This is a genomic window from Serratia sp. PF-27 (assembly GCF_030053255.1).
Classification (GTDB): Bacteria; Pseudomonadota; Gammaproteobacteria; order Enterobacterales; family Enterobacteriaceae; genus Serratia; species Serratia bockelmannii.
In genome coordinates, this window is sequence record NZ_JASGBT010000019.1 from 122,443 (window position 1) to 142,563 (window position 20,121).

The following is a 20,121-nucleotide window of genomic DNA, read 5'->3' on the forward strand; positions in this document are numbered from 1 at the left end:
CTCACTGGCGCTGATAGAGATAAATGTCGGCGCGCCGATCGTTGGGGTTGGCGATCGGCCTCTGGCCGCTGCGCGCTGGCCTGGCGCCGAGCGCAATCAGGTGAATGGGGCTGGCCTGAGGTAAGCGCTCGGCGATACGGTAGCCGCGTTGATATGACAGTGCTCGGTTGTGGCTCGCGTTGCCTATTGAGTCTGTGCGGCTGACAATAAATATGCCGTCGTAGTCGGACGTCTGGCTGATGTGCGAGCAGCAACGCGCCAGCGTCGCCTCATCAACCAGGGCGCTACCGCTTGCGAAATGCACCGTGCCGACATGGCTCATGACGATGTTTTCCTTGGTCAGTAGCAAGGCGCCGAGGCTGTTGGCGTCGTAAGCGTTTTCCTGGTGGCACAGTGTGCCCAGGTACTCGTGCAACACGGTGACGAATCGATACTGCACCAGCTGGCTACGGCTCAGCCGTGCGTTGGTGCGGCCGTCGAACCGGAGCAGGCCGGCCTGGCGTTTTGCGTCGCCGAAGCGTTCATATATCGGGCCGGTTTGGCAGCTGGACTGATTGAGCTCGTCGCTGCTTTTAGCATAGGAAAAAGGGGCGCAGAGCAGCATCAGCGCGATCGTTATAACTTTATTCATGTGCGTTAATGTTCCTGGTGGTGGATTCTTGCGAGAAGATAAAGTTGAATTGCTCTTCCAGCGTTGGCGTGGATTCGTTGTTTATATCTTCAAGGTTGATATAGCCCGGATCGGTGAACCACTGGGTAGCGCAGCTCAGCTCTTCGAACTTATCTCGGCCATCCTGATTCTGGGTAACGACGATCAGCTTGGCCGACTTATTATTGATAAAGCCGGTCTTAATGGCTGCGCAGCTCTGTCGGATGCCGGTGACCTCGTCGGGATCGATAACTTCTTTTGTGTCCGACGCAAACAGAATAATGACGTTGCGTGCCATGCCGCGAGAGGCAGAAAACGCGGTGCGCCCCGCCCACAGTAGCCCTTCCAGCGTTTTAATCTTATTGGTGCTAAAGTCGATGCCGGAAAGCGCACTATTCACATTTTGGGATGAGGTCAGGCCATATTTTACGGTGCTGGCGGGGCAGGTGCCGGCATCGCCAAAATAAACGCCGCGTTTGACCGCGAGGGAGGATAGATATTCCGCACTTTGGTAAGTCGTCTTTGCGGCGCGTTCAAAATCACTCTGCGTAATTGAAAATATTCCAGAGTTAGCAAAATTATCGGTATAATCATCCAGAAGATAATAGTTATCGTACCTTTTTGCGTAATGCTTGGCCAGAGGAAAGTAATCAATATACTGTTGTTGTTGCTTAAGGTTGTCTATAACTTCTTTCTGTGCATCGACATTTTCTTTGGCAATCTTTATGTTTTCATTAGCCATTGGCAGCATCGCCTCAGCAAGTCTTATCTCTTGTTGATAATAACTTATTTGTTCTGTCAGCTCTTTATATTCCTGAGTGCCGGGATCATGTTGACTAAGCTCATTATTCAAATATATTATCATCTGATTACTATAATCAATCTCTGCGTTTAATCTTCCGAGATATTCCTCGGCCATTCTTAATGTATTTGCAAGTTCAGCCAGGTAATCTTCTTGCGCAAAGAAGCTTTCCCACCAGACAAATGAAAAGGCATCGCTCCGGGCGATCCCGGTATAGCATTTGCCCCCGGAGTTGACGCGAAAAGAGTATGGGATCACCGTCGTTCGGGTAGCCGGCGCTTCGGCATACAGGCGGGATAGTGAGCTCATTAGCGCCGCCCGCGCCTGCATCACGTTTGCACGGTTAAGACTGCTGGCCTCGACGGCGATAATCACGTGTAACGGTCTGAAAACTTTGACGGCGTTATCCGCCGTGGAGATCCTGACCTCTGGGTCGAGGCCAATGGTTTTGTTTATTTCATCGAAAGGAACGTTAGTGTTTTGACTGACGTTGGAAGTGGTCGCGAGCAGTTCGCTGATCCGCTTATTTTCTTTTAGCTCCTGAAGCTTTTCCAGCGTGGTTTCTTGCAGCTCCGCTGAGAAGGCATGGGTTGCCTGATTCATATTGGCGCCTGTCGCTTCGGCTAGCCGCCCGGCATTGGCGGTCACCGTTCCTCTTTCTACCATCGAGGTACGGGTCACGACGGAGGTCAGCCGCATTTCTCGCGTTTTTTCCATGATGGTGGAGGAGTAGTTTTCGACCCAAAAAATAGAGATCACCACCATCATGCCGCCAATCGCCCACAGCGGCATTAATCCACCCTGTTCATCACCTAAAAAACGCTCGAATTTATTCTTCATGATTATTATCTTCTAATGATGATGGCCAATTTGGATGGCACTTTCTGCCAGCAGCGTTTTATTTTTAGAGAATAATCCCGGTTCTGTTTTTTTACAGATGGAAACCCGATACACCGAGTTAGATTTGCCGAATGAGGTTTTGATATCGATGCCATAGTCAGTCAGCCGCTTGGTGAGCTGGCAGCCTTCTTTGCTCCCGGGTAGCTTATACATGCTGTATTGCCCCGTTGCGTAGGCGATTTCCTCAACGAAAACGTCGAAAAACGGCGCTTCTCCGCCGTTCTTGAACTGGCTAAACATTTTAGCGACGTTAACGACGTCGCCTTGGCTTAAATTGGCATTGCCAAACAGGCTGTCACGATGGGAAATAATATTCACCATTTGATCGGCCAGTTTATTAATACTAAACTGTACTGACATGACCAAAGCCTGCTGCATGGTATAAATCAGCAGCACGGACAAGAATAGGGTAACAAAGGTGCCTTCAACGGCGACGCTACCATCCTCATTATCAACAAGCCTGTTAATGGAAGTAATCATTGACGATAAATACCTCGCGATCAAATTGTTGTGGGAAAGACAGTAGGTCGCTTATCCAATCGCTGCTGTATTCACGTTGGATCTGATAGGCGATGTTAATCAGCTTGGTTTTCTTTCCGCACTTTTTGCTGACTTTGATATTGATATCCTCATAGCAGGTTATCTTTGGCTCCGAATAGAGCAGCGCGCTGAAATAAAACTCACTGCCGCTCTTGTTTAAATCGGCCAGGAAGTTTTCATTTATCTTTTCGACATCGTTGTCTAAAAACGAGAGATCGACGCGCTGTGACGCAAACTCTTCGTTGAAATAAATGATTGAGATATCGTTCTGAAACCTCAGCACCTCATAAATTAACATCAGTATGATAAAGAGGATCGGCAGCAGCACGCTGGTCTCGATGGTCGAGATGCCGCGTTCCTCTCTTCTTACCCTGTTGAGTAAATTTATCATTTTGCGATTTTCATACCGTTAAGATCGTTGATGATCGTCATGGAATCCTCGCGGGAATAGCGCATGCTGAGCAACTCAAAGGCGCGGGTCTCTTGGTCACCGCGAATCAGCGCCATGATCAGGTTGGCATACATCTCTTTAGATTCCGTATTGCTATAGCCGGCATACAGCAGAGAAGGGTCTATATCCCCTGTGCTGGCCTTGGCCATGTATTGTGCAATCTTTAGGTTGTCGGCCAGCGCAGGATCGCCCGGCAGGTAGGTTCTGGCGCGCTTCAGTTCGGCGATGCAGGTTTCATACTTATTCTGCTTACAGTAGGCAATGGCGGCATACATCAGCGATTTGCCGCGCATAGTGGTGCTCTGGGCAAGCGCCGTTTTTCCTTCGGCAAAATTCTGTTTATACAGAGAGATAGTTTCCTGATATTGATGCCGCATCAGGCTGTTCTTCATTAGTTCGATAATCACCCTTGGGTAATTCTCATCTGCGCGGCTAATTTTTCCCTGAATAATCTCCAGTTCCTGGCCCTCCATATCATATTTATTCATCTTGGAATAGATATCGGCCAGGTAGAAGCGTGCCTCGATATTGTCCGGTTGCGCTTGCAGACTATCTACCGCGATCTCCCTGGCCTTTTCAAAGGCGCCGACGCGGACCGCCAGCTGCGCCGTTTCCCGATCGTTTCTCAACATATCGGGCGTGCCGTTGACGCAGGCAGCAAGAAAGACTATCGAAGTGAGGGCTAACTTTTTCATTACGAGATCATCTCCAATGACAGGCTGCCCATGGCGCGTAGCAGGCCAGGAGCAATGATTTCAACAATAACCGGGAACATGATAAAGAGAATGAGCGGTATCCCCATCTTGGCGTTGACGGAGCCAATTTTTTCTTCGGTTTCTATAAAGTGAAACTGGCGGATCTCTTTCGATAACTCTTGCAGACCGGACTGCATGCCAGCGCCGAACTGGGCGGAGTTACGCACGGTTGCGATAAACTCCTTGACCTCGCTTAGGGGAACCTCTTCATAGAGCTTTTCGCAGGCGATGTTTATATCGCTGTATTTCAGCGTGCGTGAAAAGTTCTGCATGCTGTTGCCTAACAGACCGGAGAAGCGATAGAGCACCGGGGAAACGGTTTCTAAAGCGGCCGTCAGCGTCATGCCAGTTTTGATACAGGTGGCGCACAGATCGAGAAAGTAGACGAAGTTGATCCTGAACTTTTTGATCTCGTTCTTATGTTTTCTCTCGAGATAAATCTTTGAGCCAATGTAGTACACGATCATGAAAACAGGAATGACATAGAATGACAGATTACCCAGGCAGGCTAACAGCGTTAGGGACAGAGTTGAAAAGAGAAATATGCTAGAGATATAAATATAAAATAGGGTGCTTTCTTGCAGCGAGTAATATCCTGCCTTATTAATGAGAGCATGGTATTCCGTATGGGACAGGTTGTTTTCAACGTAGAATGATAGCTTTCTCATTAATAAAGAGAACAGGTCTTTAATCCTGTTTTTCAGGCTGAGGTAGTCATCGAGGTTCTCGTGTGAGGAAACGATAAAGTAAAATTTATCATAATACTCTTCTTCTTTCTTGTGGCTCTTTAATCCCCAGATAAACACAATAACGCCGACGATAAAGAGCGAGGTTGAGATAAAGAAAATCACAGTTCAACTCCCTTAATCATGCGTGAAATAATGAAAAACCCGATGCTGACGCTAATGACCACGTAAATCACCACGTAGCGGCCATAAAGCTCATCGAAGAGGTAAACGAAGTTCCAAAAGGCGAACTTATAGAGTACGACCAGCATCAGCAGCGGTAAAAGCGCTAGGATCTTTGCCGCCCCGCGTGCCTCTGAGGTTAACGCCTTGGTTTTTTTCTTAATGACTTGAGCGGCGACCAGGTCATTGGCCAGGGACAGCAGGGTATCTTTCAGACTGCTGCCTTTTTGTATGGAGATACGAATATACGAACTAAAAACAAAGTAGCCTTTATAGGGGTAGATTTTCTCACCCCGGCTGAGTATGTCATCAAAGGACACGCCGTTTTTCAGTTGGAATGAGATGCGGGTAAATTCTCGCTTCATGATATCGCTCAGGTTCTCCGCCGCTGCATCAATGGCCGCGTATATCGTCTGGCCCACGGCCAGGTTGCGGCTGATAAGCCGCAGCGCATAGGGGAACTGTGCTTCGAAATAGTCGCTGAAACGGCTCTGGTAGATGCCGTACAACGCGGTAAACGAAATAGCTACCAGGATCACGGTGCCAAATACATAGGCAAACGACGAGGCGCTGAAGGTCAGGCAGCAGAACCACCAAAACAGGATGTAGCCGCCGCTGACCACCAGAGACATCACCAGGCTTTTGGTGCCAAAAATAAACACGAAGTCGGGTAGGTAAGACTTGCCGATGAGCTTTTTTATTTCCTTGGTTTTCTCTTTCTCAGCCGGCTTCGCTTTACCGAAAAAGTTCTCCCACTTTTTCTTCTTCGCGGCCTTTTGCCTGACGTATGAGAACATCAGCAGCAGAAGCAGCAGGGTGATGAGGAAGCCCGTCAGGTTAGTCATGCAGGATGCCTTTGAGCTCTGGGAGCAGCCCGGCGAACGCGGCCTTTGATTCCAGAATGGAGTAGGCGATATTCTGCTTATGCGCATACTTCGTGACCGTATCCGACTCTTTTCGCCTTTCGAGCAGGAACACGTCCTGGCTTTGAATGACCTCACCCTCCAGCGTGCCGATTTCCGTAATGTTGGTAATCTTCCTCGAGCCGCAGGGCAACCTTGCGCATTGAATAATAATATCAACGGCCTGCGATATTTGGCCGCGAATGGTTTTGGCCGAGATATTGGAGTTCGCCATGGAGAGCATGCTTTCCAGGCGCACCAGCGCGTCTTTTGGCGTATTGGCGTGAATGGTTGAGAGCGAACCTTCGTGGCCGGTGTTCATGGCCTGAAGCATTTCAAAGGTTTCATCGCCACGACACTCGCCCACGATGATCCGGTCTGGGCGCATACGCAACGCGTTGATCACCAGGTCACGAATCGAGACTTCACCGCCGCCGTCAACACCCTTAGGGCGCGACTCCAGGCGCACGACGTGATCTTTTTGCAGCTGCAGCTCGGCGGCATCTTCGATGGTGACGATGCGGTCGCCATCATCGATTTCGTTCGAAATTGCATTGAGCAGGGTGGTTTTCCCTGAACCCGTCCCCCCCGAGATGATGATGTTCGCCTTGGCCCTGACCATCAGGCTCAGGTAGTGCCCCATCGCCTCACTCATCGAGCCAAAGTTGATCAGGTCGATCAGGTCTAATTTATCCTCTTTAAACTTTCGGATGGAGATGGTGCAGCCATCTAGGGCCACGGGCGGAATGATGATGTTGACGCGGCTACCGTCGGCCAGGCGGGCATCGACCATCGGCGAGCTTTCATCTACCCGACGCCCAATCGGCGCAACAATACGCTGCGCGATACGCAGAATCTGCTCATTAGATTTAAACTGAGAATCTTGCTTGATGAGTTTGCCCGCCCGTTCGATGTAGATGGATTTACACCCGTTAACCATGATGTCGTTAACGCTGGGATCGGCCAGCAGATCTTCGATGGGCCCCAGCCCGAAGATGTCGTCATAATAGCTTTTGATCAGCTCATCAAACTTTCTTCTGGTTAATATAATATTTTCCAGATCGAGCGCCGGTATGAGCAGTTCTTCAATTTTCATCAGCGCTTCATGAGTGGCAGAGCTGTCATAGTTTTCTATTTTTATTTGCTCTAACAGCGCGTTTCTGATTTTTTCATAGGTTTTTATATCCATGTCATCACCTAAATATGCTGTCTATAATGTTTTTGCTTTCTTTCTTACGGTTGAAAGCGGTTAACAACCCCCCCAGCAGGTTGGCGTTATTGTTGAAGTCCACCTTGATGCCCAGCTTGGTGTGGATTTCTTTATCCGTGATTTCAGTTGCCAGCTTACCGGCCTGTTTTCGGATGGAGATCAGCTTGTCCCTTCTTTTCTCCCCTTTATCCTGCTTAAAGCCAATTCGGTTCTTGAGATAGTTAAGGTTATAGATAGACTCGATCTGCCCATTGGTCATCAGCACACGGATGTCGCTCTCATTGAGCAAATTAATTCCGCCGTGCAGCGTGAGAAAATAGTAGGGGATATTAATAAAAATAAATCCATAGGAGTTTGCCAGCGATTCGATGAATTTCTCAACGCCGTTGAGGAAGGCGTCAACGTTGTCAACGTGCGCCTCGTCGTTGGCAATGTTGAAGGAAACGTAGTCGAAGTGATCTTTTATTTTCATCACCAGTTTCAGGGACGAGGTGGTATCCAGTTCATTCTCATAGCCCAGCACGTGCTCAACGGTGTTTTTATTGGCCTTTACCCCCAATGCGGCATCAAAGAAAATGTTTGCGATGTCGCAGTTAACAAACAGCATTGAATAGCCTTTCATCATTTCGCTGTTACAGAGATCGTGAAAAACGCGATAATTAATATCGATATCAGGCGAGGTATTGCACAACCCGATCACCAGAGAAGTTCTGGAGCGCACATAGCCGAAGTGTTCCACTATCCCCAGCAGCAGCAGGCGGATCTCACTGGTGCGGGTAAAATAGCTGCTGAACCCCAGCTCGCGAGCCTGCCACGTTGCCTGGATCGAATCCTCGTTGCCGATCAGCATGGAGGGATAGCGACCACGCAGCATCATGGCGATGTCCGCGATTTCAGTCTCGCTGTAGCTCTGGGCATCCAGCACAAAATAATTTTTCCCCGTCAGGGCGTTATTAATAAACTCCAGCAGGTCGCCAGCGGGGATGTGCTTGATCATCGTATCGACGTCGTACAATGAGAGTGGTTCTGAGAGTGATAAAAAATCAGTCTCAGTTTTGGTTAAAACAATCACGCTGGCCTTTTTCTTTTTGGCCTCGTTTTTTCTCTTTAGTTTTTCTATGAACATTAACGTGCTCTCTCAGCGAAATCATTACCATTGGTCGAGCAAACTTCTCGCTCCGAATAGTTATCCAGAGCCTGCTCGTCGGAGCTGTACCAGTTAAAATCAGAGAGCCGGAACCGATAGCAACCTCGCTCGGTTTTATGCCGGTTACCGATGGCAATATAGTTTGCGTCAAGCTAGTTCACGCTCTCTTGCAATACAGCATTAATGCCATACTGTTTCTGTATTTCTTCTTGCAGCCTGATCGCACGGTCATAGTGGTTATCGCTATAAATAATCGCCAAGCTGCTGATGGAGCCGATTTTCTTGCTTAAAACAAAGTTTTCAAGCTTTGCCATCTTGGTGCGGTCGGGGTTGCCGACAAACTTAACGTAATACGCCTTTCTTTCGTCGGGCTGCCTTTCGAACGCGCAGCCGTTTAAGCCCAGGCAGATAAAAATAAGGAGCAGCGAATTAGTTAATGACATAGTCGGCTCCTTTGACAAAGACATCGGTAATGCTGTTATCACTGTGCCCGAGATCGAAAAAGACCTCCCACGGGCTGGAGAATTTGGCGTAGGGGAGCTTGATGTAGTTTCTCTCTACGGGTTTGACATACTCAACGGTGGCGAAGATGACTAATTCACTGCGCCCAGATGTGAACCCGGTTGACTTGAACAAGGCGCCCAGCACTGGAATGTCGGCAAATCCTGGAACTTTATTAACATATTGCGTTTGGCTGTTGTCGATCAGTCCGCCGAGGACGAAGCTCTCTCCATCCCGCATTCGTACTGAGGTCTTCACGTTACGCACGTTAATCGTCGGCAGCTCGGTGTTCTCATATTTATAGTACCCGCCGATCTGAGATGATTCGACGCTCACGTCCATGCTAATCGAGGAGTCCGAATTGATCACCGGTGCAAAGTTCAGCATGACGCCATAGTTTTTCCATTCAACCGTTGAGCCATTTTCACTGCGCTGAAAAATAGGTATCTGCCCGCCGCCGTGAAATGATGCGGTCTTCCCGTTGGTGACCGTGATACTTGGCGTGGTCAGCACGTTAGCCAGGCTGTTTTTCGCCAGGGCGTTGATGGCTACGCCCAGAGAGTCGAAGTTAAACCCCTTAACCAGGCTGCTGTAGATGCCGTTGTTGATAGTCAGATCGTTACTCACGCCGGTGCTGATCTTGCCCCGCCCCCAGTCAATGCCCAGGGTTTCCGTCACGTCCTTCGAGACTTCCGCGACCGTAACCCTGATCTTAATTTGCTGATTTTTTTGGGTTACTAAGGAGTACCTGACCTGATCGCTATCCACGTACTCTTCGATCAGCGACTTGATCCGTGCGCCATCTTCAGTGGAAAATACCGGGCCGCTGACCAGCAGCGAGTCGCTCATGTCGATGACCTTCACGTCTTTAAACCCCTCGCTGATCAGCAAGGTATTCAACATGACGGATTTCTTTTGCAGATCGTTCACGGTGATCAGCAGCGTTTGACTCTCACCGTTGGTACCATTAACGGAGAGATTGGTTTGCCCGCTTTTTTTACCGAAGACATAGATGTGGTTCTCATCGACCACCCGGAAGTCGGCAATTTCCGGTGAGCCAACGACGATTGACTTCACGCTGAAGTCAATCTCAAGATCGGTCGTTTTATTGATGTCCACGTCGAGCGCCGCAGCGTTAAAGCTGGCGGTTAACATCACAATAAGAAAAACCGCCAGCCTGTTAATATTTACGAATTTCACTTTGCGCTCCCCTGATTTCAACCACGCGGCTTTGCCTTTCCGAAATTGGCGCCCCAGAGACAATGTCTGACGGGGTAATCTCTCTTGTGCTGTTATTTATTTTGGCGATGCCCTCATTGATATTGTGAACCTTGGTGGGCGTGATGAAGAACATCCCCATAATTTGCGCCTGAATGACTTTATCCACGTCCTCGGGCTTGAAGTAGGCATAGACGATGGTCGTTGAGGACTTGTCATCGCTGACGGCCCGGTTGCTGTGCACCTCATTCGCCAGCGAATTCTCCCCGCTGGTTGTTTTCATCAGGCTGGAAACCAGCCCCGACTGATCGAACTTTTGCAGCTTATTGAGGTTGCCGTTGCCCATAAAGAACCACACCTTGCTGGCGAACTGTTTGACCCGCGTGTCCTTGTAGTCTTTCCCCGTGGTACCGTTATCGCTGCGCGATTTTTGATAAAGATCGTCCCGGTAGGCTTTGTTATCATTGGAGACCAGGAACAGATCGATAAAACCAAAGTCCGCGATGTTAGGGTTCTTCAGGCTGGCGGTGGTGACAGAAATAGGCAATATCGAATAGCTCGAATCGATTTTCTGCAACAGGTTGCCAAGGTTATCTTTCGAGGCCCGTTCGCCGGAGGCAATATTTTGATATGCCACGCCGCCGGACGCCATTAGTCCGCGAAAGTCCTTTTCGCCAAAAATCGTGTCTAGCCAGGCGGGGGGCGAGCCTGGTGGATATTTTATCTCTTTCTCGGTGAAGTCATCCGTGGTGACGATGGCACCCACATCAATATTATGCTTTGCGGTATAATAGATAAGGCTTTTATTCACTATGAGGTTCTTAGTCTTTTCCTCGTCCTCGTTGCCTTTATCGCTGTATATACCTACTACGCCGGCTAACATGGTTAGCAGTGCGACTATTGCAATAAATTTAAAGCGCACAGATGCTCCTTATCAAACTGCACCGATAAACGTATAGGTACATAAACTGATTAAAATAGGGATGGCGTAGGGTACGCCGCTCCTTACTTTATCATAGCGCTTGATCAGCGAAATTTTTGACAGGGCATATGTCCATAAGATTGCCCATACGCCACCCATAAAAACAGTCAGGTAAATAACGTTAACGTATTGTTCCGGCGGCACCACCAGCATGGTGATGAACAGCAGTTTGGTATCGCCAAACCCCAGTATGTTGCAAGACGAAAGAATGATACCAACCAAGAGCATGGCAAACGGCCATATCAGAATTTGGCCCGCACCAATAATGCCTGGGTGGGAAAAAATATAGCAGTATGCCACCGTAAGTATCATAAAATGCGCTACGTTAGGTATTCTTCTTTCTGTGATATCTTTAAGTGATATGTATAAAGATATGATTATTATCGCTATGAACATATAGGTTTTAAATATAGCCCTCGAAGAGTCGAAGGCTATATGACGAAAGTTTACTATTACTTCAGGATGTTGCCTGAAGCAGTGATCTTCGTGGCCATGGTGTTCCATGCCGCGCTCAGGGATTCAATGAATCCGCCTTTGTCAAAGATGAAGAACAGGGCAGAGGCCATCGCTACACCGATGATGGCGTATTCGATAGCGGTGATGCCACGCTCGTTTTGTTCTGCGTTTTTGACGTTGCGGCAAGCCATAGAGACATACGCTTTCAGAGCTACATTTTTCAACATTTTTTATTCCTTTAAATATATTAGTAGGATGGTTATGACGCTAAAAACTCGCTTTTAATTGAAGCGTGTTGTTTAGGCCGGGGGTATCCTACTCAGTGATAAAAAAAACGTCATATCATATTTAATAATGAAATATAAAATTGCATCATTTATCAGGAAAAATGAGGAAAATCAGTTCATTAATATCATTGTTACCTGTTGGAATATAGAAGTCATCCTTGTTTATAACCAAAAAATATTGTTTGCTGTTCTTGTGCAACAAAACCGATACCAGACGATTGCGACTGTCGGAGCTGAATGCGCTCTCTGTCATATTTCGCTCATGCCAATCCACTTTTGCTGTGGCTATTGAATGCGTTAACAATGCATTGAGTTCCATTTCGGCAGTGATATAACGTAAGTGATTGCCATCACTTTGAATCAATCTGATGTAGGCGGTTTCTCTATCTTTGTTTAAGTATAGGTTTAGCTTTATTTTTTCTTCGCCGTCCAGAAATAATAACCCATGGTAACTATTGCTCATTGATTCTAAAATATATTGTTTATAACTTAGAGTTCCACAGATGAAAAGTAATATGCAAGCAATTAAAAATAATCCCTTAACCTTCATTTTTACAAGTCGTGATTTCTGTAAGGTAGTCTCTTTTTTTATTGTCATTTATATTGCTCTTCATTCGATAACAAACGGTTTTTTTTTCACCGTGAACGTATTCTATGCGATCGCCAGTAGAGTGAATCCTGTATCCATCAAGGTATAAGGTTTCTTCATTTTTATCTTCATTTATTTTTACGGAAAACCAAACGCCTATAATATAGCTGCATATCAATACGGCTATCATCAGCATGCTTCTTTTCACTTTATCACGTTTGGATGTCGCTTTTTCTGATGCAGTTTCGTGAACCTCACGAGTCTTCTTAAATCGGTGAGGAGATATCTCTTCTTTATGTTTTGAATCATTATCCGAATTGCTCCCCAGTTCCGCTGTGCCAGTGCTCGTATTGGGTATTAACTCGGTTTCATCATCAACTTTAATGATGACCTTCTCTGCATTAATCGTATACCCTTTTTTAGGAACGGTAATGATAATTTCACGTGATGCATCACCAATCTTTCTTCTCAATGAATTTATCGTTTGGTTGATGGCGAAATCTGTCACATAACGCCCTTCCCATATATGTATACCGAGATCTTTTCTTGATGATACATTAGGGCTTTGTTCAATAAGAAAATGCCATAGCTTCAATTCTTTATTCCTTAAAATAATCTGCTGATTGTTTTCTGGTATTAAAATAGCCATTCTTTCCCGGTAATAAACGATCATCATGACACCTTCCTTGACTGTGACTTCTTATAATACAATCCTGTTTTTTATTGTAAATACTAATTTAAGTTTTTTTATTTATATTTTATTTTATATTAATCGGTATGTTTGATATGTTTTTAATTTTAATTTTATTATTATTATAAATAATATTTTTTTTAAGATAAAACAAGGCGGGCGGTGTGTTTTATCTTAGAGGATATTTTTTCTTGTTAGTGTTTTTGGATGTTTTATTTTATATTTTATATTATCCATCTACCTCTATTGCTTTCTATAATTCTGGCAGATAGGCGCGGCCTGCTGGATGAGATTGGCCAACCGGTATTGGTGATCCCGCGCTAAGCTATGGGTAAGGGCAGCCGCATGCGGCTGCGCGCGTTCGGCGACGAAGGCCGTACATACCGGAGGTCAACATGCGAAGTCTGGAAGATCAACTTGCCGCTTACGCCGCCTATCATCGTGATGCGCGCAATATCGTCACGCACTTTATCGGCATCCCCCTGATCGTCGTCAGCCTGCTGACGCTGCTCTCCCGGCCGGCATGGGGTGCGGGGTGGCTGCCGTTCTCGCCGGCCTGCGCGGTGGTTATCGTTTCGGCTCTCTATTACCTGCGGCTGAGCCTGCGCCTTGGCGTCATGATGTTGGCGTTGCTGCTGCTGTGCCTCGGGGTCGGCGCCTGGGTGGCGTCGCTGTCGACGGCGGCGTGGCTGAGCGTCGGCATCGGCGGCTTCGTCATCGGCTGGCTGTTTCAGTTTGTCGGGCATTTCTGGGAGGGACGAAAACCGGCGTTTATGGACGACGTGACGGGCCTGATCATCGGCCCGCTGTTCGTGCTGGCGGAAGCTTGCTTCCTGGCCGGCGGGCTGCGCGAACTGCAGCGGAACATCGAAATGCGCTCGGGCAAAGTGCGCAACGGGAGGGCATGAGGTGGCGCTGATTCCCACGGTGGCGGCATTTCCGCTGCAGCGGGCTTTTATCCCGCTGCTGGAAGCGCTGACGGCGGGGCTGCCACGCCAATTCCCGGCACTCATCCACAGCATTTACCTCTACGGCAGCGTCGCGCGTGGCGAAGCCCTTCCCGGCGTGTCCGATCTGGACATCACGCTGTTGCTCAACAAGCCAGCCGATAGTGAGGCGTTACAGCGCCTTGAGGCATGGCGGCAAGCCTTTCAGCTGGAGCAGCGGATCGTGAGCAAGGTCGACTTTGATATCGGCAGCGTTGATGAGGCGTTGGCGCCGGAGCATCACGATTCCTGGGGATTTTGGCTGAAGCATCACTGCCGCTGCCTGTGGGGCGAAGACCTGTCCGCCGCTTTTCCGCTGTTTCAGCCCGATCGGCGCATCGCGTTGGCGGTCAATGCCGATTTGCCCCGCGTATTGGCGCGTTATCGGGAGCAACTGCTGCAGGCCAGGACGGTATCGGATGAGAGGCGCTTAAAGCGCGAAGCGGCCAGAAAACTGATCCGAGCCACCAATATGCTGCGCGCCGAGGGAAGCCCGTTCTGGCCGATAACGTTAACCGACTATGCCGAACAGCTGTTGGCGCTTTATGTAGAGCAGCGAGATGAAATGGACTATTGGTTAGCGCACGCGGTGGGAGAGGCGAATGACGCGGATTTTAGCGACAGAATGATGCGATTTCTCGACTGGATCGAAGCACAGAAAAAATAACGCCGGCTTGAGCCGGCGTTGTCGGCAATCGTTACCCGACCGTCGGGTAATCGGTGTAGCCTTCCCGGCTGCCGCCGAAGAATTTCTCTTTGATTGGCGCATTCAGCGCCAGCCCGTGTTGCAGGCGGTGGGGCAGATCCGGGTTGGCGATGAACGGGCGACCGAAGCCGATCAGATCCGCCCAGCCTTTGGCCAGCGCTTCTTCAGCGCGTTCACGCGTGTATTTGCCCGAGTAAATCAGCGTGCCGCGGAAAATCAGGCGCAGCGATTCTTTGAACGCTGCCGGCATCACCGGGGCATCATCCCAGTCCGCTTCGGCGATGTGAATGTAAGCGGCGCCGATATCGTTCAGCACGCTGGCCGCTGCCAGATAGGTGGCTTCCGGGGTATCGTCCTGCGAGCCCATCAGGGTGGTCAGCGGCGCCAGGCGCACGCCCAGTTTCTCTTTGCCGATGGCGTCCGCTACCGCCTGCGCGACTTCCCGCAGGAAACGCAGGCGATTTTGCAGTGAACCGCCGTATTCGTCGTCGCGCTGGTTTTCCCGCGAGTCGATAAACTGATTGATCAGATAACCATTCGCACCGTGCAGCTCTACGCCGTCGAAACCGGCGGCGATAGCGTTGCGTGCCGCTTGAGCGTAGTCGTTAACGATCGCCGGAATTTCTTCCCGCGTTAAGGCGCGCGGTGCGGAGTGCTGCACCATTTCACCCACGCCATGTTCCGGCCCGCGACCTTCGACATCCACGAACACCTTGACCCCGTCGGCCTGGATGGCGGAGGAGGAGACCGGCGCGGCGTGGCCAGGCTGTAAAATGGTATGCGACACGCGGCCGACGTGCCAAAGCTGCGCGAAGATCTTGCCGCCGGCCTGATGTACGGCGTCGGTCACTTTTTTCCAACCGGCGATGTGTTCCGGGGAGTAAATGCCGGGTGTCCAGGCATAACCCTGGCCCTGCTGGCTGATCTGCGTGCCTTCACTGACGATCAGCCCGGCGCTGGCGCGCTGGGCATAATATTCAGCCATCATGTCGGTGGCGACGTCGCCGGCGCCGGCCCGAGAGCGGGTCATTGGCGGCATGACGATGCGATTGTTCAGCGATAAACCGTTTAAAGAATACGAGTCAAAAAGCATGGCGCTTCCCTCTATGTGAATTAGGTCGTAGGGCATTGATGTTTTACTGAGGCCATTATATTTCGTCGTTTAATTCTAAAAACGCGCACAATAACAAAACACTTTTGCTCTGTGTTCAATAGTTGCGGCAGCCGCCGATGGGCCGGTATGGCGGCTTGCACAGGTGGTGAGAATGAACCCGATGTGCGCTCGGGCGACGGCGGCTATTGCTTGTCGGCGCATTGCTGAGATAGAGTCGGCGGCTGTTTTTCCCCACGATTTTTAACAAAATCGCAAAAGTCTTTTAGCCTCCTGCCTGCTTATCTTTGGTGTGATCAATGTCATACTTTTGGCATCTTAACTTTCCCGCGCTTCGGCAGCGGTTAACCGGAGTTGTTGAATGAAAATTAACTTTCCCTTATTAGCCCTGGCGGTGGGGGCGTTCGGCATCGGCACGACCGAGTTTTCCCCGATGGGGTTGCTGCCGACGATCGCCAAAGGGGTGGATGTCTCCATCCCGATGGCCGGCATGTTGATCAGCGCCTACGCCGTTGGCGTGATGGTCGGTGCACCGCTGATGACGCTGCTGCTCTCGCACCGGGCGCGCAGAAGCGCGCTGATCTTCCTGATGGCGATCTTTACCCTGGGTAACGTGCTGTCGGCCATTGCGCCTGACTACACCACCCTGATGCTGTCGCGCATCATCACCAGCCTGAACCACGGCGCGTTCTTTGGCCTCGGTTCCGTGGTGGCCGCCAGCGTGGTGCCGAAGGAGAAACAGGCCAGCGCCGTGGCGACCATGTTTATGGGGTTGACCATCGCCAATATCGGCGGGGTGCCTGCCGCGACCTGGCTGGGTGAAACCATCGGCTGGCGTATGTCGTTCCTGGCCACCGCAGGGTTAGGGGTGATCGCCATGTTGGGGCTGTGGTTCTCGTTGCCGAAAGGCAGCGCCGGCGCGCGCCCGGATGTGAAGCGCGAACTGTCGGTATTGGTACGCCCGCAGGTGCTGTCCGCCTTGCTGACGACCGTGCTGGGCGCGGGCGCGATGTTCACGCTCTATACCTATATCTCGCCGGTATTGCAGCACATCACCGATGCGACGCCGCTGTTCGTGACGTCCATGCTGGTGTTGATCGGCGTCGGTTTCTCCATCGGCAACTACCTGGGCGGCAAATTCGCCGACCGTTCCGAGAGCGCGACGCTGAAGGGCTTCTTGCTGCTGTTGGTGGTCATTATGCTGGTGATCCCGTTCCTGGCGCGCAGTGAAATCGGCGCGGCAGTCAGCATGGTGATTTGGGGCGCGGCGACCTTTGCCGTGGTGCCGCCGCTGCAGATGCGCGTGATGCGTGTCGCCAGCGAAGCGCCGGGCCTGTCGTCCTCGGTCAACATCGGTGCCTTTAACCTGGGCAATGCGCTGGGCGCCGCCGCCGGTGGCGCGGTCGTCTCCGCCGGGCTGGGATACAGCTTCGTGCCGGTGATGGGCGCAATTATTGCCGGATTGGCGTTGCTGCTGGTGCTGTTCACCCACCGTCAGGCCGAAAAAGTGGCCTACGTCAACGGTTAAACGATAACGTGCGGCGGGGTTCCCCGCCGCGCTCACTCAAAGCCCAGCAGGCTGAACGCATCGTCCTGCGGGGCGTAGCCGAGCAGGCGTCGGGTCTCTTCCAGCGATAAACGTTTGTAGCGGTTGTTGGAAACCCCGTGCACCACCGCATATTGCACCCCTTCGACACGAATGCAGCGCTCCAGCAGATCGGCGGCGTCGCGATGGCTGAGAAAAGCGCTCATGTCGCGGGCGCTAAGCTGTTCGCCCCGGCTCAGGGTGGTGAAGTTGGCGATGCGCACCGACAGGGCGGAAAGCCCTTCCTGATGGGCGAAGTAGGCGGCGATGCCTTCGCCGAAGGCCTTGCTGGCGCCGTACAGGTTTTTCGGCTTTGGTGCGTCATCCGGGCGGATTTGATAGTCGAGCGGATAGCCTTCCACCGCCTGCGCGCTGCTGGCGAACACCACCCGGCGGCAGCCGGCGTCTTTCGCCGCGCGGAAGATATTGAAGGTGCCCAGAATGTTGTTGTCCATCAACGAACCGCAGAAGTCGGCATCGGGGGAGGGATCGGCCGCCAGATGCAACACGGTGTCGATATTGGCGCAGGCCGCGCGGCAGGCGTCGAGATCGGCGATGTTGAAGCTGATGACTTCGTCGCCGGGCTGCCGATCGCGCAGCAGGCTGACATCCCGTTCCGCCAACCGTAGCGGGTAGCGATCGCCCATCGCCTGACGAAACGCCGTGGCTACCCGGCCGCCGGCGCCGGTGATCAGAATCCGTCCTACATCAGTACGCAACACCATGGTGACTGCCATCCCTACTCTCGATTAAGCGTTGACCAGTAATAATCCCCTGCGTGACTTTTGTCCAGTATTTATATTAGTCATTCTGATGCTTTATGCCGGTAATGGGCACGTTGTGCCGAGCGTTTCGACCAGGAAATTCATCACCGCACGCACGGCTGCGGTGCGCGCTAAATCGGGATACGTCACCAGCCAAAGCTCACGCGTTGGCGCGGCGTTGGCCGTTGGCAATGCGACCAGATCCGGATCGCCATCGGCGACGAACGTCGGCAAAACGGCGGCGCCCAGCCCTGAACGCGCCGCCTGTTGCAGTGAAAACAGATCGCTGGCCTGAAAGACCACCGGACGCCCCTGCAACAGCTGCACCAACCATTGCTGATGCGGCTGCTGCCGATAGTGATGGTCATAGGCGAGAAAGCGGCGCGCCGCGTCGGGCAGAGCCGCGTGCTCCGGTGCGGCATACAGCGCGTAGCGCATCATGCCGATGCGCTGCGTCAACAGCTCCGGTTGCTGTGGGCGCACCATGCGCACGGCGATGTCGGCTTCGCCGCGATCCAGCTCGGCGAGCGCCGATTCACCCGACAGCGTGACGACGATCTGTGGAAAAGCCTGGTTAAATGCGGCAATGCGCGGCGCGAGAATATGCGCGGCGATCGACGGCGGCGCACTGATGCGCACCCCGGCCTGTGGCGTTGCGCCGGCGCTGCGCGCATGGCGGGCAATAGCCTGGCTTTGCGCCTCGATCTCCGCCGCCAGCCCGGCAATCGCCTGCCCGTCCTGGGTCAAGGGCGTGCTGCGTGGCCGACGCACGATCAAACGCAGGCCGAGCGCCTGTTCCAGCGCCGCTACGCGTCGCCCGACGGTGGCGTGATCGCAACCCAGCTCCCGCGCTGCCGCCGACAAGGAACCGGTACGCGCCAGCGCCACGAAGTGTTTTAAATCCTGCCAGTCAAACATCAGTGAATTCCTGCACGGTATCGACGTAATTTTCAGGAATATTCACACAGAGCGCGCCGTGATTCAATGTGTGAACGTTCCCTTTAAAACCGAAAAATTAGGTTAGGTTTTCTTATGAATCTACAGTTGCAACACCGTACGGCATTGGTCACGGGCGCCAGCGAAGGGATCGGTGCCGGCATGGTCAGGGTATTGGCTGCTCAAGGGGTCAAGGTGGTGGCTACCGCACGACGCGGTGATCGGCTGCAGGCGCTGGCGGATGAGGTTGAACGGCAAGGGGCGGTGCGCCCGTGGGTAGCCGTTGCAGACGTGACCGACCCCGACGCGATAACCCAGCTGGCGGCGCAGGCGCTGCGCCAGGCGGGGACAGTCGATATTCTGATCAACGCGGTCGGTGCGTTTCACCCCACGACGCTGAACGACAGCGATCGCAGCTGGGATGACGCCTTTGCTTTGAACTTCACACCGGCCCGGCGGTTGACTCAGGCGCTGTTGCCGGCCATGCAGGCGCAAGGCTGGGGCCGGGTGATCAATATCAGCGGATCGATGGAGCCGCGCAGCCTGAGCGCCGCCAGCGCCGCCAAGGGCGCGCTGCATCTGTGGGCCAAAGGATTGGCCAGCGACGTGGCTGCGCAGGGGATTACCGTCAATACGTTACAGCCGGGGCGCATCAACAGTGAACAGATCCGCGAGCGCTTATACGCTTGCGATGAAGCGCGCCGGGCGTTCATTGCGCAACATATCCCGATTGGCTACTTCGGCGAACCGGAAGATATGGCCTATCTGGCGGCGTTTCTTTGTTCCCCGCTCGCGCGATATATCACCGGTGCGGTGATCCCGGTAGATGGCGGCATGCATTATTTCGCGCATTGAGGCCGTTTTGCCCTCGCGATCACAGTTCGGCAATTTGCCGGCGCAAAGCCTTGCCCCGGCAAAATCCACGGTGTTAACGTCATAGCTCAACCGATTTAGGGTTGTTACTGCTGCGGCAGGCAAAACCTAAACCTCGCGTTTCTGTTCCCCGATGGGACAGAGGCCGCGAGGTTTAGGTTTTTTTTTGCGC

At 51.7% G+C, this 20,121-nt stretch carries 23 protein-coding genes; 4 read left to right on the plus strand and 19 right to left on the minus strand.

Translation table 11 applies throughout. The features are described 5' to 3' along the window. Nucleotide 1 precedes the first annotated feature (1 nt). From QMZ29_RS12180 to QMZ29_RS12255, 16 genes are all read right to left on the minus strand, one after another. A complete protein-coding gene (locus QMZ29_RS12180; protein WP_060434853.1) occupies nt 2–631 on the minus strand; it encodes an OmpA family protein in 630 nt (209 codons plus the stop codon). Then, on the minus strand, nt 624–2,291 hold the full coding sequence (locus tag QMZ29_RS12185) for a hypothetical protein (RefSeq protein ID WP_049205744.1): 1,668 nt from the start codon (nt 2,289–2,291) through the stop codon (nt 624–626). Before QMZ29_RS12185 ends, QMZ29_RS12180 begins: the two co-directional genes overlap by 8 nt. Before the next feature lie 12 nt (nt 2,292–2,303). Beyond that, nucleotides 2,304–2,831, minus strand: a complete 528-nt coding sequence (tadF, locus tag QMZ29_RS12190) for a tight adherence pilus pseudopilin TadF (protein ID WP_072008262.1) — start codon at nt 2,829–2,831, stop codon at nt 2,304–2,306. Continuing rightward, on the minus strand, nt 2,815–3,282 hold the full coding sequence (locus tag QMZ29_RS12195; protein WP_261426306.1) for a TadE/TadG family type IV pilus assembly protein: 468 nt from the start codon (nt 3,280–3,282) through the stop codon (nt 2,815–2,817). Before QMZ29_RS12195 ends, tadF begins: the two co-directional genes overlap by 17 nt. Beyond that, complete coding sequence (locus QMZ29_RS12200; protein ID WP_141996962.1) at nt 3,279–4,037, minus strand: tetratricopeptide repeat protein; 759 nt, start codon at nt 4,035–4,037, stop codon at nt 3,279–3,281. The genes QMZ29_RS12195 and QMZ29_RS12200 overlap by 4 nt, the downstream gene beginning before the upstream one ends. Continuing rightward, nucleotides 4,037–4,948: a type II secretion system F family protein gene (locus QMZ29_RS12205; RefSeq protein WP_043140897.1), complete on the minus strand. Its 912-nt coding sequence runs from the start codon at nt 4,946–4,948 to the stop codon at nt 4,037–4,039. The genes QMZ29_RS12200 and QMZ29_RS12205 overlap by 1 nt, the downstream gene beginning before the upstream one ends. Then, entirely contained in the window at nt 4,945–5,850 is a 906-nt protein-coding gene (locus tag QMZ29_RS12210; protein ID WP_261426292.1) for a type II secretion system F family protein, read from the minus strand. The genes QMZ29_RS12205 and QMZ29_RS12210 overlap by 4 nt, the downstream gene beginning before the upstream one ends. Beyond that, on the minus strand, nt 5,843–7,096 hold the full coding sequence (locus QMZ29_RS12215; protein ID WP_043140903.1) for a TadA family conjugal transfer-associated ATPase: 1,254 nt from the start codon (nt 7,094–7,096) through the stop codon (nt 5,843–5,845). Before QMZ29_RS12215 ends, QMZ29_RS12210 begins: the two co-directional genes overlap by 8 nt. Before the next feature lie 4 nt (nt 7,097–7,100). After that, complete coding sequence (locus QMZ29_RS12220; RefSeq protein ID WP_142105463.1) at nt 7,101–8,243, minus strand: hypothetical protein; 1,143 nt, start codon at nt 8,241–8,243, stop codon at nt 7,101–7,103. A 173-nt stretch (nt 8,244–8,416) separates the two neighbouring features. After that, a complete protein-coding gene (locus QMZ29_RS12225) occupies nt 8,417–8,707 on the minus strand; it encodes a hypothetical protein (RefSeq protein WP_261426289.1) in 291 nt (96 codons plus the stop codon). Next, a complete protein-coding gene (locus QMZ29_RS12230; protein ID WP_142105465.1) occupies nt 8,694–9,965 on the minus strand; it encodes a type II and III secretion system protein family protein in 1,272 nt (423 codons plus the stop codon). Before QMZ29_RS12230 ends, QMZ29_RS12225 begins: the two co-directional genes overlap by 14 nt. Next, nucleotides 9,946–10,905 carry a hypothetical protein gene (locus QMZ29_RS12235; protein WP_060448365.1) on the minus strand — a complete coding sequence of 320 codons (960 nt, stop codon included), beginning with the start codon at nt 10,903–10,905 and terminating at the stop codon, nt 9,946–9,948. Before QMZ29_RS12235 ends, QMZ29_RS12230 begins: the two co-directional genes overlap by 20 nt. Nucleotides 10,906–10,917: 12 nt before the next feature. Further along, complete coding sequence (locus tag QMZ29_RS12240) at nt 10,918–11,469, minus strand: A24 family peptidase (RefSeq protein WP_080440187.1); 552 nt, start codon at nt 11,467–11,469, stop codon at nt 10,918–10,920. After that, nucleotides 11,418–11,648: a Flp family type IVb pilin gene (locus QMZ29_RS12245; RefSeq protein ID WP_049205753.1), complete on the minus strand. Its 231-nt coding sequence runs from the start codon at nt 11,646–11,648 to the stop codon at nt 11,418–11,420. The genes QMZ29_RS12240 and QMZ29_RS12245 overlap by 52 nt, the downstream gene beginning before the upstream one ends. Nucleotides 11,649–11,793: 145 nt before the next feature. Continuing rightward, a complete protein-coding gene (locus QMZ29_RS12250; RefSeq protein ID WP_154618046.1) occupies nt 11,794–12,258 on the minus strand; it encodes a hypothetical protein in 465 nt (154 codons plus the stop codon). After that, nucleotides 12,248–12,973: a winged helix-turn-helix domain-containing protein gene (locus QMZ29_RS12255; protein WP_049205755.1), complete on the minus strand. Its 726-nt coding sequence runs from the start codon at nt 12,971–12,973 to the stop codon at nt 12,248–12,250. Before QMZ29_RS12255 ends, QMZ29_RS12250 begins: the two co-directional genes overlap by 11 nt. A gap of 410 nt (nt 12,974–13,383) precedes the next feature. On the opposite strand from QMZ29_RS12255, the gene QMZ29_RS12260 reads away from it, so the two are divergent. Next, nucleotides 13,384–13,896, plus strand: a complete 513-nt coding sequence (locus QMZ29_RS12260) for an Mpo1 family 2-hydroxy fatty acid dioxygenase (protein WP_049205736.1) — start codon at nt 13,384–13,386, stop codon at nt 13,894–13,896. Between the two features lies 1 nt (nt 13,897). Next, complete coding sequence (locus QMZ29_RS12265) at nt 13,898–14,641, plus strand: nucleotidyltransferase domain-containing protein (RefSeq protein WP_149570502.1); 744 nt, start codon at nt 13,898–13,900, stop codon at nt 14,639–14,641. A 31-nt stretch (nt 14,642–14,672) separates the two neighbouring features. Here the strand turns inward: QMZ29_RS12265 and QMZ29_RS12270 are convergent, their stop codons facing one another. After that, a complete protein-coding gene (locus tag QMZ29_RS12270) occupies nt 14,673–15,773 on the minus strand; it encodes an alkene reductase (protein WP_025304821.1) in 1,101 nt (366 codons plus the stop codon). Between the two features lie 379 nt (nt 15,774–16,152). Here QMZ29_RS12270 and QMZ29_RS12275 point away from each other — a divergent pair, with 379 nt between their 5' ends. Continuing rightward, nucleotides 16,153–17,319: an MFS transporter gene (locus QMZ29_RS12275; protein WP_149570503.1), complete on the plus strand. Its 1,167-nt coding sequence runs from the start codon at nt 16,153–16,155 to the stop codon at nt 17,317–17,319. Nucleotides 17,320–17,351: 32 nt separating this feature from the next. Here the strand turns inward: QMZ29_RS12275 and QMZ29_RS12280 are convergent, their stop codons facing one another. Further along, nucleotides 17,352–18,101: an NAD-dependent epimerase/dehydratase family protein gene (locus QMZ29_RS12280; protein WP_043142321.1), complete on the minus strand. Its 750-nt coding sequence runs from the start codon at nt 18,099–18,101 to the stop codon at nt 17,352–17,354. Between the two features lie 93 nt (nt 18,102–18,194). After that, complete coding sequence (locus QMZ29_RS12285) at nt 18,195–19,058, minus strand: LysR family transcriptional regulator (RefSeq protein WP_043142318.1); 864 nt, start codon at nt 19,056–19,058, stop codon at nt 18,195–18,197. 114 nt (nt 19,059–19,172) lie between these two features. On the opposite strand from QMZ29_RS12285, the gene QMZ29_RS12290 reads away from it, so the two are divergent. Next, entirely contained in the window at nt 19,173–19,931 is a 759-nt protein-coding gene (locus tag QMZ29_RS12290) for an SDR family NAD(P)-dependent oxidoreductase (protein WP_043142316.1), read from the plus strand. Nucleotides 19,932–20,121: the final 190 nt, after the last annotated feature.

Excerpts from the sequence above, each read along its gene's own strand:
- QMZ29_RS12180 (WP_060434853.1), bottom strand. The coding sequence starts at position 631 with ATGAATAAAGTTATAACGATCGCGCTGATGCTGCTCTGCGCCCCTTTT.
- QMZ29_RS12185 (WP_049205744.1), bottom strand. The coding sequence starts at position 2,291 with ATGAAGAATAAATTCGAGCGTTTTTTAGGTGATGAACAGGGTGGATTA.
- tadF (WP_072008262.1), bottom strand. The coding sequence starts at position 2,831 with ATGATTACTTCCATTAACAGGCTTGTTGATAATGAGGATGGTAGCGTC.
- QMZ29_RS12195 (WP_261426306.1), bottom strand. The coding sequence starts at position 3,282 with ATGATAAATTTACTCAACAGGGTAAGAAGAGAGGAACGCGGCATCTCG.
- QMZ29_RS12200 (WP_141996962.1), bottom strand. The coding sequence starts at position 4,037 with ATGAAAAAGTTAGCCCTCACTTCGATAGTCTTTCTTGCTGCCTGCGTC.
- QMZ29_RS12210 (WP_261426292.1), bottom strand. The coding sequence starts at position 5,850 with ATGACTAACCTGACGGGCTTCCTCATCACCCTGCTGCTTCTGCTGCTG.
- QMZ29_RS12215 (WP_043140903.1), bottom strand. The coding sequence starts at position 7,096 with ATGGATATAAAAACCTATGAAAAAATCAGAAACGCGCTGTTAGAGCAA.
- QMZ29_RS12220 (WP_142105463.1), bottom strand. The coding sequence starts at position 8,243 with ATGTTCATAGAAAAACTAAAGAGAAAAAACGAGGCCAAAAAGAAAAAG.
- QMZ29_RS12225 (WP_261426289.1), bottom strand. The coding sequence starts at position 8,707 with ATGTCATTAACTAATTCGCTGCTCCTTATTTTTATCTGCCTGGGCTTA.
- QMZ29_RS12240 (WP_080440187.1), bottom strand. The coding sequence starts at position 11,469 with ATGGAACACCATGGCCACGAAGATCACTGCTTCAGGCAACATCCTGAA.
- QMZ29_RS12245 (WP_049205753.1), bottom strand. The coding sequence starts at position 11,648 with ATGTTGAAAAATGTAGCTCTGAAAGCGTATGTCTCTATGGCTTGCCGC.
- QMZ29_RS12250 (WP_154618046.1), bottom strand. The coding sequence starts at position 12,258 with ATGAAGGTTAAGGGATTATTTTTAATTGCTTGCATATTACTTTTCATC.
- QMZ29_RS12255 (WP_049205755.1), bottom strand. The coding sequence starts at position 12,973 with ATGATGATCGTTTATTACCGGGAAAGAATGGCTATTTTAATACCAGAA.
- QMZ29_RS12260 (WP_049205736.1), top strand. The coding sequence starts at position 13,384 with ATGCGAAGTCTGGAAGATCAACTTGCCGCTTACGCCGCCTATCATCGT.
- QMZ29_RS12270 (WP_025304821.1), bottom strand. The coding sequence starts at position 15,773 with ATGCTTTTTGACTCGTATTCTTTAAACGGTTTATCGCTGAACAATCGC.
- QMZ29_RS12275 (WP_149570503.1), top strand. The coding sequence starts at position 16,153 with ATGAAAATTAACTTTCCCTTATTAGCCCTGGCGGTGGGGGCGTTCGGC.
- QMZ29_RS12280 (WP_043142321.1), bottom strand. The coding sequence starts at position 18,101 with ATGGTGTTGCGTACTGATGTAGGACGGATTCTGATCACCGGCGCCGGC.
- QMZ29_RS12285 (WP_043142318.1), bottom strand. The coding sequence starts at position 19,058 with ATGTTTGACTGGCAGGATTTAAAACACTTCGTGGCGCTGGCGCGTACC.
- QMZ29_RS12290 (WP_043142316.1), top strand. The coding sequence starts at position 19,173 with ATGAATCTACAGTTGCAACACCGTACGGCATTGGTCACGGGCGCCAGC.